Source organism: Micromonospora orduensis (assembly GCF_006228125.1).
In the GTDB taxonomy this organism is placed as follows: Bacteria; Actinomycetota; Actinomycetes; order Mycobacteriales; family Micromonosporaceae; genus Micromonospora; species Micromonospora orduensis.
The window spans coordinates 1-10850 of record NZ_VDFY01000156.1; the positions used below are offsets into that span (position 1 = coordinate 1).

Annotated in this window: 11 protein-coding genes and 1 pseudogene; 5 read left to right on the top strand and 7 right to left on the bottom strand. The window is 72.0% G+C overall.

Annotated elements, in window-relative coordinates; translation table 11 throughout:
- Positions 1-209: hypothetical protein (locus FHG89_RS15100; RefSeq protein WP_425280180.1), on the top strand; the 209-nt coding region annotated here is incomplete at its 5' end.
- A 108-nt stretch (positions 210-317) separates the two neighbouring features.
- Here FHG89_RS15100 and FHG89_RS15105 read toward each other — a convergent pair.
- The 4 genes and pseudogenes from FHG89_RS15105 to FHG89_RS15120 form a co-directional block, all read right to left on the bottom strand.
- Positions 318-770, bottom strand: a pseudogene (locus FHG89_RS15105) (RrF2 family transcriptional regulator).
- Between the two features lies 1 nt (position 771).
- Entirely contained in the window at positions 772-1656 is an 885-nt protein-coding gene (locus tag FHG89_RS15110) for an ABC transporter permease (protein WP_139585021.1), read from the bottom strand.
- Entirely contained in the window at positions 1646-2425 is a 780-nt protein-coding gene (locus FHG89_RS15115; protein WP_139585022.1) for an ABC transporter ATP-binding protein, read from the bottom strand. The genes FHG89_RS15110 and FHG89_RS15115 overlap by 11 nt, the downstream gene beginning before the upstream one ends.
- The gene (locus FHG89_RS15120; RefSeq protein ID WP_139585023.1) at positions 2422-3486 is read right to left on the bottom strand and encodes an ABC transporter substrate-binding protein; all 1065 of its coding nucleotides are present in this window, start codon (positions 3484-3486) and stop codon (positions 2422-2424) included. The genes FHG89_RS15115 and FHG89_RS15120 overlap by 4 nt, the downstream gene beginning before the upstream one ends.
- Before the next feature lie 141 nt (positions 3487-3627).
- Here FHG89_RS15120 and FHG89_RS15125 point away from each other — a divergent pair, with 141 nt between their 5' ends.
- From FHG89_RS15125 to nudC, 4 genes are all read left to right on the top strand, one after another.
- Complete coding sequence (locus FHG89_RS15125; RefSeq protein ID WP_244295475.1) at positions 3628-4857, top strand: LLM class flavin-dependent oxidoreductase; 1230 nt, start codon at positions 3628-3630, stop codon at positions 4855-4857.
- Positions 4858-5109: 252 nt separating this feature from the next.
- On the top strand, positions 5110-6420 hold the full coding sequence (locus FHG89_RS15135) for a M16 family metallopeptidase (RefSeq protein ID WP_139585024.1): 1311 nt from the start codon (positions 5110-5112) through the stop codon (positions 6418-6420).
- A gap of 55 nt (positions 6421-6475) precedes the next feature.
- Positions 6476-7819: a M16 family metallopeptidase gene (locus tag FHG89_RS15140; protein WP_139585025.1), complete on the top strand. Its 1344-nt coding sequence runs from the start codon at positions 6476-6478 to the stop codon at positions 7817-7819.
- Positions 7816-8775, top strand: a complete 960-nt coding sequence (nudC, locus tag FHG89_RS15145) for an NAD(+) diphosphatase (protein ID WP_139585026.1) — start codon at positions 7816-7818, stop codon at positions 8773-8775. Before FHG89_RS15140 ends, nudC begins: the two co-directional genes overlap by 4 nt.
- A gap of 123 nt (positions 8776-8898) precedes the next feature.
- On the opposite strand, the gene FHG89_RS15150 is transcribed toward nudC, so the two are convergent.
- From FHG89_RS15150 to FHG89_RS15160, 3 genes are all read right to left on the bottom strand, one after another.
- Positions 8899-9174 (bottom strand): hypothetical protein, encoded by a 276-nt coding sequence (locus tag FHG89_RS15150; protein WP_139585027.1) that lies wholly within the window; start codon positions 9172-9174, stop codon positions 8899-8901.
- A 213-nt stretch (positions 9175-9387) separates the two neighbouring features.
- Positions 9388-9627, bottom strand: coding sequence for a DUF397 domain-containing protein (locus FHG89_RS15155; RefSeq protein ID WP_139585028.1), 240 nt, complete (start codon positions 9625-9627; stop codon positions 9388-9390).
- 73 nt (positions 9628-9700) lie between these two features.
- Entirely contained in the window at positions 9701-10681 is a 981-nt protein-coding gene (locus tag FHG89_RS15160) for a helix-turn-helix domain-containing protein (protein ID WP_139585029.1), read from the bottom strand.
- Between the last annotated feature and the right edge of the window lie 169 nt (positions 10682-10850).

The following is a 10850-nucleotide window of genomic DNA, read 5'->3' on the forward strand; positions in this document are numbered from 1 at the left end:
GGGTGACCATGGCGGGCGAAGCCGGCTCGGGGGCGCTGCGCGAACTGATCCTGGTGGTCGCGGTCGCGCTCGCCGGGTTGTTGCTCGCCATGGTTGCGGCCTTCGCGCCCTGGCATGCCACCCCGGCGGGCAACGCTCCCGCCGGTCTGGTGGAGCTGCACAGCCCGGGCGACCCGGGCTCTGGCCCGACGGTCGCACACCGGAGCTGAGCAGCGACCGGCCGACCGGTGCCGGCGGAGGGGCAGGCCCGGTCAGGATCGGTACGAGGGTGTGGTCGGGCCGGCGGGGCACCGGTCCGACCACACCGCCCGACCTGCTCAGGACGTGCTGCGGGCGTGGCCGCTCGGGTCGCGGGTGAGCAGGTCGGTCAGGCTCGTGCTGTCGACCACTGTCGCGATCGCCCCGTGCACGGCCAGCCAGACGTCGGTGAGCCTGGCGGCCACCCCGTGGTAGCCGGCCCGCTAGGCCGGCAGGCCGCGCACGGTGGTCAGCGAGCCGCCCACCGCGCGCAGCACGTCCCCGACCGTGATCTCCGCGGCTGGCCGGGTCAACGCGTACCCGCCCTCGGCGCCACGGTGGCTGTGCAGCAGACCGGCGCGGCGCAGGTCGAGCAGGATGCCCTGGAGGAAGCTGAGCGGGATCTCCTGCACCTCGGCCAGGCTGGCCGCCTTCACCAGCTCGCCGGCACCGCCCTCGCCGTCGCCGGCACTGGCGGCGGCGACGGCGAGCATGGCCCGGAGCGCGTAGTCGCTGCGCGCGGAGACGTACACGTCACTGACCAGCCTGGTCCAGTACGCCCCAGCGGCACCGGATCGCAGTGTCGGCCGCGCCGAACGCGGCGTCGACGACCAGGCCGAGCACCAGGATGACGATCATTGTGGAGAGCAGCCAGGGCGAGTCGGAGAGTTCGCGGGAGTAGGTGAGCTGCGCGCCGAGCGAGGTCTGCGAGATGCCGACCACGATCAGCTCACCGGCCATCAGGCTGCGCCAGGAGAATGCCCAGCCCTGCTTGAGCCCGGCGACGATCGCCGGGAGGGCGGCCGGTGCGATGACGTACCGGTAGAGGTCGAGCCCGCGTGCGCCCAGGTTGCGTCCTGCGCGCAACAGCAGCGGCGGAACGTAGTCCACACCGGAGATCACTCCGTTGGCGATGGACGGCGCCGCGCCGAGCACCACCACGAAGAAGATCGCCTTCTCGCTCAGCTCGAAGAGCAGGATGGCCAGCGGGAACCAGGCGATCGACGGCATGGTCTGCAACGCGGTGATCATCGAGCCGATGGCGGCCCGGAGCGCCGTGGACCGGGCCACCGCGAGGCCGAGCAGCAGGCCTACGGTGACCGAGAAGACGTACCCGACGGCGGCCCGGCGCAGCGTGGTGAGCAGGCCCTCCCAGAGCTGCGGACCCTGGGCCTGGGCCACCAGCTCACGGCCGACGACCAGCGGGCCCGGCAGCGAGTACGGCGGTTTCCAATCCGACCAGACCACCAGTTGCCAGGCCAGGATGGCGATTGTCAGCGCGGCGAGCTTGGGCCAGGTCGCTGCCCAGATCCGGGCTCCCCGGGAGACCTCCTTGTCCCGGCCGGCGATCTCCAGGGCGTCGAGGCCGGAGATCTGCGCGTCGGTACGCGCCGAGCTGGTGAGGATGTCACTGGCCATGGCGGCCCACCTCCGTACGGAGCCGTTCGGTGACCTCGGCGGCGATGGCGGCGACCTCGGGGGAGTCGATCCGTCGTGGGCGCGGGATGTCCACCTCGGCGGAGTAGATGATCCGGCCGGGGCGGCTGGAGAGCAGGATGATCCGGTCGGCCAGCCGGGCCGCCTCGCGGACGTTGTGCGTCACGAAGAGCACCGAGAGCTTGCGCTCGGACCAGATCCGCTCCAGCTCGTCGTGCAGGATGTCGCGGGTCATCGCGTCCAGCGCGCCGAACGGTTCGTCCATCAGCAGCACCGGGGTGTCCAGGGCCAGGGTGCGGGCGAGCGCGACCCGTTGCCGCATACCGCCGGACAGTTCGTGCGGGCGTTTGCGGCCGAAGTCGCCGAGGTGCACGGTGCGCAGCAGTTCGGCGACCCGCTCGCGCCGCTCGGCCCGAGGCAGCCCGCGCAGCTTGAGCGGCACCTCGACGTTCGCCTCGACGGTCAGCCAGGGAAACAGCGCCGGCTCCTGGAACATCAGCCCGGGGTTGGCTCCGCCGGCCAGGCCGATCTGTCCGCCGCTGGGCCGATCCAGCCCGGCGACCAGGTTGAGCAGGGTGCTCTTGCCGCAGCCGGAGGCGCCGACCAGGCAGACGAACTCGCCGGGCGCGACGTTCAGGGACATCCCGTCCAGGGCCAGTACGGCGTTCGCCCCGCGTCCGTACACCTTGGTCACGCCGGAGAGCGCGACCGCGGTGGTCGCGCTCTGCGGCGTCGTCGTGGTCGACGTCATGGCTGGGTGACCGCGGGCTTGCCGGCCGCCTTGAGCGCGGTGTTGAGGTACGTGAGGTCGTACAGGCCCTTGAGGTCGACCGGTTCGGTCAGTCCCACCTCGACGGCGTGGTCGAGGCCGGCCTTGAGCGAGGTGGCGATCGGGTCGTTGGTGAACTCCAACGTCGGCCACGCCTGCTTGATCAGCTTCAGGTCGAGCGGCTTGCCGGTGATCTTGCCGATGGCGTCGGAGATCGCCTGCTGGGCCTCGTCGGGCTTGCTGTTGACGAACTCGTTCGCGGCGACCTGGCCGTCGACCAGCTTCTGCACGACGTCCGGGTGCGCCTTGAGGAACTTGGTGCTGACCAGGAGGTTGGTGATGACGAACTTCTTGTCCGGCCACAGGTCGCGCTCGTCGACGAGCACCTTGCCGCCGGCGTTCACCAGGCGGGACACGAACGGCTCGGGCACCCAGGCGCCGTCGATCGCGCCGCTGTTGAACGTCTCCACCGTCTGGGCGTTCTCCTGCGGGACGATCTTGACGTCGCCGCCACCCTCCTTGGTGGTGGTGAGCCCCTGCTGCTTGAGCCAGTAGCGGATCGCCACGTCCTGGGTGTTGCCCAGCTGCGGGGTGGCGATCTTCTTGCCCTTCAGGTCCTGGGGGCCGGTGATGCCCGGCTTGACCACCAGGGCCACGCCGCCGGACGCCGCGCCGGAGACGACCCGGACCGCCTCGCCCTTGGACTTGGAGAACGCGTTCACTGTCGGGTTCGGGCCGATGTAGGTGGCGTCCAGCGCACCGGAGAAGACGGCCTCGATGGCGGCCGGGCCGGCGTTGAAGGTCTTCGGGTCGAGCTTGACGTTGGCGCCGAGCTTCTCGGCGAAGATGCCCTTCTCCACGCCGACGACCGCCGGGGCGTGGGTGATGTTGGGGAAGTACCCGAGGCGCAGCGTCACCGGGCCGGAGCTGCCGCCCGCGCCCTCGCTGTCGTCGCCGCACGCGGCGGTGCTGCCCAGGGTCGCCGCGCCGAGGGTGGCGAGGGTGGCCAGGGTGACCAGCCGGCGCAAGGGAAGCCGTCTCATCGTCCATCCAATCCGCAGTATTCCTACTTAGTTGGTAGGAACAGTGGGCCAGGCCACGGTCGGCGTCAAGACCCATCCACATGCCGGGAAGGCGCGTCTCAGTTATATCGGTATTTCCTACCTATTAACTAGGGTAGGCGGGTGACCGGATCGATGACCTTCCACTGGTTCCTGCCCACCTCCGGCGACAGTGACCAGGTTGGCGCCGCCACCGTCACCGCCGGCGCCGCCCGGCACGACCGGGCCGCCACCGTCGCATATCTGGCCGAGGTCGGCCGCGCCGCCGAGGCCAACGGCTTCGCTGCCGTGCTCACCCCCGTGGGCGCCGGCTGCCCCGACCCGTGGATCGTCTGTGCGGCGGTCGCCCAGCACACCGAGCGGCTCGGCATGCTGGTCGCGGTCCGGGCCGGCTTCGCGCTGCCCACCCTGATCGCCCAGCAGGCCGAGGCGTTCCAGGCCGTCTCCGGTGGCCGACTGTCGCTCAACATCGTGACCGGCGGCGACCCGGCCGAGCAGCGCGCGTACGGCGACTTCCTGGGGCACGACGAGCGCTACGCGCGCACCGGGGAGTTCATCGAGGTGCTACGGCGCGCCTGGGCGGGCCGACCCTTCGACCACGCCGGCCCGCACTACCGCGTCGACGGCGGCGGGCTGGCCACCCCGCTGGACGACCCACCGCCTGTCTACTTCGGCGGCGCGTCCCCGGCCGCCGAGGCGGTGGCCGCCCGGCACGCCGACACGTACCTGATGTGGGGCGAGCCACCGGCGGCGATCGCGGCCCGGGTCACCCGCATCCAGGCACTCGCCGCCGAGCGGGGCCGCACCCTGCGTACCGGCCTGCGGCTGCACGTCATCGCCCGGCCCACCAGCGCCGACGCGTGGGCGGAGGCCGATCGGCTGCTGGCCGGGATGAGCCCGGAGCGGATCGCCGCCGCCCAGGCCCGGTTCCGCCGGATGGACTCCGTCGGCCAGGCCCGGATGGCCGCGCTGAACGCCGGCCGCACCGACGGGCTCACCGTCGCACCGAACCTCTGGGCCGGGGTCGGCCTGGTCCGCGAGGGCGCCGGCACCGCACTGGTCGGCAGCTACGCCGAGGTCGCGGCCCCGGATCGACGAGTACGCAACGCTCGGCGTCGACGAATTCATCCTCTCCGGCTGGCCGCACCGGGAGGAGGCGGAGCGGGTCGGCGCCGAGGTGCTGCCCCGTGTCCGCGCGATGCCCGACCGACGTCGCGCGGCGACGTTGCCCGCGCGCTGACCCAGGTCACCCCTCGGCGGTGGGTCGGCCGTGCACCACAAGTTCTCCGATCTCCAACCGGCCGACGCGCAACTCCCGCACGATCGCCCGGCGGATCGCCAGCCGCCCGATGAGAAGCGCCCCGACGGCCACGGCCCCGAAGGCCAGCGCCTCCACGGCGAGCACGCCGATCGGCGCCGCGCCCCCAGCCCGCGCGCCGGTGGCCTCCGCGCCCGCAGCCCGCGCCCGTCGCCGCCGTGCCGTTCGCGCGCGCCCCGGTCAACCGCATCAGGCGTACCTCTCGCTTCATCCGCCCATTGTCCCCGTACCGCCGGCTCCGCGGAGGTCGCCGGTGGTGGGAGTTCCGACGCGCTAGGGTCGATCCCGTGGTGGCGCGGAGATCCAGAATTCCAGCGACGAAGTATCCGGTCGAGCGGTTCACCCTCGACAACGGCCTGCGGGTGGTCCTCACCCCCGATCGCAGTGCTCCGGTCATCGGGGTGGCGGTCGTCTACGACGTCGGCATCCGTTCCGAGCCGGAGGGGCGCACCGGCTTCGCCCACCTCTTCGAGCACCTGATGTTCCAGGGCTCGGAGAACCTGGAGAAGCTTGCCCACTTCCGGCACGTACAGGGCGCCGGCGGCACCTTCAACGGCTCCACCCACCTGGACTACACCGACTACTTCGAGACGCTGCCGAGCAACGCGCTGGAACGCGCGCTGTTCCTGGAGGCCGACCGGATGCGCGGCCCCCGACTGACCGAGGAGACCCTGCGCAACCAGGTCGACGTGGTCAAGGAGGAGATCCGGGTCAACGTGCTCAACCGCCCGTACGGCGGTTTTCCCTGGCTGACCCTGCCGCCGGTCATGTTCGACACGTTCCCCAACGCGCACGACGGGTACGGCTCCTTCGACGACCTGGAGTCGGCGACCGTCGCCGACGCCGCGGACTTCTTCCGCCACTACTACGCCAGCGGCAACGCGGTCCTCGCCGTCAGCGGTGACATCGACGTGGCCGAGGCCACCGAACTGGTCACCCGACACTTCGGCGACGTGCCGGCCCGCCCCGCGCCGAAACGACCCGACTTCACCGAACCCGACCTGACCGCCGAGCGGCGCACCTCGTACACCGACAAGTTGGCACCGCTGCCGGCGGTCGCCGGAGCCTGGCGGGTGCCCGACCCGATCACCGACTTCACCGGGTACCTGCCGTACGTCGTGCTCGCCGAGGTGCTCACCGACGGCGACGCGTCGCGGCTCGTCGAGCGGCTCGTCCAGCGCGACCGCTCGGTGACCAGCCTTGGCGGTTACCTCGGTTTCATGGGTGACCCGTTCGACGTGCGTGACCCCACCGCGCTGCTGCTCCAGGCGCACCTGCCGCCCGGCGGCGACGTGGACAAGGTGCTGCGCACCGTCGATGAGGAACTCGACCGGCTGGCCACCGACGGCCTGACCGACGGTGAGCTGGCCCGTACCCAGGCCCGGATGGCCACCCACCTGCTGCGCGACACCGACGCGGTGCTCGGCCGGGCGCTGCGGATGGCCGTACTGGAACAGCAACGCGGCGAGCCCGGCCTGCTCAACGACCTGCCGAGGCTGGTCGGCGAGGTCACCGAGGAGCAGGTCCAGATCGCCGCCGCCGCCCTTCGTCCGGAGCGCCGCGCCGTGGTCGAGGTCATTGCCGGAGGTGCCCGATGAGCGCGAGGAGTGAGCCGGTCTTGCGAGCCCCGCAGTCGCGAACGAAGGTGATGCAGTGAGCGCGACCGCCACCACCAGCGCGCCGCGTACGCTGCCCGCGCTCGGCCCCAACCGCAAGCTCAAGGTGCCCAAGCAGGCCGAACGCACGCTGCGCAACGGCCTCACCGTGATCGCGGTACGCCGGCCCGCCGTGCCCCTGGTCGAGCTGCGCCTCTGGATCCCGTTCGGCCGGGCGAACCTGGCCCGCGGCGCGATGCTCTCGCAGACCATGCTCTCCGGCACCGAGTCGATGACCAGCGTGCAGATCGCCGCCGAGTTGCAGAAGGTGGGCGGCGGGCTCGCCGCGGGCGTCGACCCGGACCGGCTGATGCTCTCCGGCGCCGGCCTGGTCACCGGCCTGGACCGGATGCTGGAGCTGCTGGCCGAGGTGTTGACCGGCGCCAACTACCCGACCGACGAGGTGACCACCGAACGGGACCGGCTGGTCGACCGGATCCAGGTGGCGCAGAGCCAGCCGGCGCACCTGGCCCGCGAGGCGCTGCTGAAGCGGGTCTACGGCCGGCACCCGTACGCGACGCAGACTCCGGAGCCCGGCCAGATCCGCGCGGTCCGGCCGGCCGCGCTGCGTACCCTGCACGCCGAGCGGGTGCACCCGACCGGCGCGCAGTTGGTGCTGGTCGGCGACGTGCAGCCGGAGAGGGCCCTGGACGCGGCCGAGCGGGCGCTCGGCGGGTGGACCGGTGCCGGGCGCACCGCCGAGCTGCCGCCGACACCGCCGCTGGAGCCGGGGCCGCTGCTGCTTGTCGACCGGCCCGGCTCGGTGCAGTCCTCGCTGCGTATCGCGCTGCCGGCCGTGTCGCGTACCGACCCCGACCACGCCCCGCTGCAACTGGCCAACCTGATCTTCGGTGGCTACTTCTCCTCCCGCTGGGTGGAGAACATCCGCGAGGACAAGGGCTACACGTACGGGCCGCACTCGGTGATCGAGCATTCGGTGGCCGGGTCGGTGCTGGTCGCCGGCGCCGACGTGGCCACCGAGGTCACCGGCCCGGCGTTGCTGGAGACGACGTACGAGCTGGGCCGGTTGGCGTCGCTGCCGCCGAAGCCCGAGGAGCTGGAGCAGGCCCGCCAGTACGCCCTCGGCACCCTCCAGCTCGGCATGTCCACCCAGGCCGGGCTCGCCGCGTTGACCAGCGCGTACGCCGGCAACGGGCTGCGCCTGGACTTCCTCGCCGAGTACGCGGCGAGGTTGGCGAAGGCAAGCGTCGACGATGTCGCGGAGGCGGCGGCCCGCTACCTGGCGCCCGCCCGGGCCGCCGTCGTGGTGCTCGGCGACGCCGAGCGGGTCACCTCGGGACTGTCCGCGCTGACCACGATCCGTACCGAGTCGCTGCCGTGAGCGGGGAGGCGACGCCACCCCTGGCCCGGTCGACACTGGACCGCGCCGCGCACCGGCGGGGCGACTCGCAGTGGCTGACCGAGGCGTGGTTGCGCGCGCGGATCCTGCTGCTCGACTCGCCCAACGAGGGGCGGACGCTGGCCCGTACCGACGCGTCGCCTCCGACGCTTGTGCTGTTCGGCGCGGCGGACGTGCCGGCCGGGTCCGAGTCGATGGCGATGTTCCTCGGTGTCGAGCCGGACGGGGTGCCGGTCTTCGCGGTCGACGCGCCGCTGCCGGCGCTGCCGGGCACCCGGGCGGTCAACCTGCGCGAGGTGGGGCACCTGCTCGCCGACCGGGAGGCCGGCATCTTCACCACCGCGTTGGCGCTGCTGAACTGGCACACCAGGCACGGCTACTCGGCGAGCACCGGTGCGCCGACGGCGATGGACGAGGCTGGTTGGTCCCGGGTGGACCGCAACGGCGGGCGGATCTGGCCGCGTACCGACCCGGCGATGATCGTGCTGGTGCACGACGGGGTCGACGGGCCGGACGGCCGCTGCCTGCTCGGCAACAATGCCGGCTGGCCGGGCACCCCGGGTGGTAGGCGTTACTCCTGCCTGGCCGGCTACGTGGAGCCGGGGGAGTCGGCGGAGGCGGCCGTGCTGCGCGAGGTCCGCGAGGAGGTGGACATCGCCGTCGAGCGGATCGGGTACGCGGGCAGCCAGGCCTGGCCGTTCCCCGGCTCGCTGATGTTGGGCTTCCTGGCCACCGCCGACCCGGAGGACCCGGTCCGGGTCGACCCGTCGGAGATCGCGTACGCCCGGTGGTTCTCCCGCCGGGAGATCGGCGCGGCGCTGGCCGGGCGGACCGTGGACGTCGGCGACGGGGCTCGGCTGATCCTGCCGCCACCGTCGTCTATCGCGTTGTTCCTCATCCACCGCTGGCTGGATGGCTGGGTGGACGGCGACCGGTGAGCACGGTCCCGACCCGTGGCCGCCGTTGCCGCGGCGGTCACGGGCCGGGAACACGGGCCGTCGTGGTCGAAGGCAAGGAACACGGCGGGGGAGCCGATCCGACCACGACGGACGTCTGGTGGGTCAGGGGCCGGTGCGGCCCGTTCTGTGTCGGAAGGCGGGGCGGGGGTCGCTGAGCGGCAGGACCTTGACGCGTTGCCGGCCGGCGCGGACCGCGCCGACGGTGGCGAGCGCGCGGGCCAGCAGCAGCGCCGCGTCCCGGTCCTCGGCGTGCACGATCTGCCGGCGCGGCTCAGGCTGGGTCGTCTCGTCGCGGAGGCGGTGGCCGTCCGCCCACGCGGCGGCGATGTCCCCGTCGGCGACGGCGCGGATGTCGGTGCGAACGATCAGGAACCGCATGAGGGTCTCCGGATGAACCGCGACGGATGAGCCAGTGTGGAAGTTCCACGTACTCGAGGGCCATGTTACGCCGCGTGTTCGTCTCAGCAACTGAAACGCGCCTATCGGTTTCGAGCCTCGTCCGATCAACCGATGGCTGCTCAGCGGGGTTGGTCTCGCGTACGAAAACGGGGCCGCCGGCGATTCGCCGACGGCCCCGCTGCGGTCACCGGATCAGTTCAGATCGAACTGGCCCTTCTTCGCTCCGGTGATGAAGCCGAGCCAACCTGCCCGGTTGAACAGCAGCACCGGGCCACCCCGGTCCTTGCTGTCGCGCAGCGCGACCGCCGACGGGCCGGTGCCCAGCGGGGCGACCTCTACGCAGTTGGAGGTCTGGCTACGTGTGCTGGTACGCCACGGGGCGTCCGCCAACGAGTGCGCGGAGACGGACGGCGTGTTGCGGATGTCGTTCATGGTTCTGCTCCTGGTGTGAACCGATCCGATGGGACGAGTGGTGCCGCACGCCCCGACGGAGGTCCCCCGTGGATCACCGGTCCGTCAGTCGCCCCGCAGCCCGGCGGCGTTGGGCCGGCGCCGTTGCCGGGCCGAACGCCACTGTGGATGGGGACGCCGCCTCGGTCAACCGTCCCGTCGCCTCGATCAGCCAGGAAAGGGTGTCCGATTCGTTAAGTGCCGCCGTGCATAGCCACTCGAACACCACTTTATAGCGATTTAGAGCGATTGCGTCGGACGACATGACGTCGGTGAAGCCCCCTTCGATGGCAAGCGTCTCCGGATCGAGCGGATCGGCGAACCGATAGAGGGAGAACGCGGTCGGCGGAAGGTACCAATCGCCGATCTGGGTGTCCCGCAGCAGCACGTGCAGCTTGACGTTGGGCAACAGGGCCAGGTCGCAGAGCTGGAGCAACTGCTCGTGCAGCACCTCGGGCGGCCCGGCCCGGCGACTGAGGGCCGCCTCCTCCAGCACCGCGGTGTAGCGCGGCGCGTCGGGCTCCCGGGTCAGCAGCGACTGACGGGCCAACCGCGCCTGCACCTCGGTCTCGGGCTCGTCGCCGGGCTCCGGTTCGCCCGCCCCGGCGCCGACCCGGCGGGCCGAGACGATCCGGACCTGGGCGTACCCGGGGGTCTGCAACAGCCCGGGCACCAGCACCGGGTTGTACTCGGAGATCTCCGCGCAGCCCGCCTCCAACTCCGCCCAGCTGCGCTGTTGCAGGGTCATCACCGGGAAGTTCTTCAACCAGCCCCGCATGTCGCCGGCCTCGCCGGTGATCCCGAGCAGTTCCTCGCGCAGCGCCGCGTCGGCACCGTAGAGGTCGAGCAGGACGCCCACGTCCTGCGGGTCCGGACGACTGCGACCGTTCTCGAGTCGGGACAGCTTGGACGCGGAGGCCCAACCGATCCGCTCGATGACCTGATCACCGGTGAGGCCTGCGGCCTCGCGCAGGCGGCGCAACTCGACGCCCAACCGGCGACGACGCAGGATCGGGCTGGGTGCGGCAGGAGGCACGGTGTCCTCTTTCCCGTCGACCGACGCAGACGCGACGGTAACTGTATGAAATTCGCCCCCCACGGTCAGTATGGACGGCGCGACCGGCGTCGGAGGTTCCGGCGGGGGCGTGTCTCGCGAAAAATGGACCACGGGTACGCCGGAGCACGACGCACCCCCGGTCGCAGCC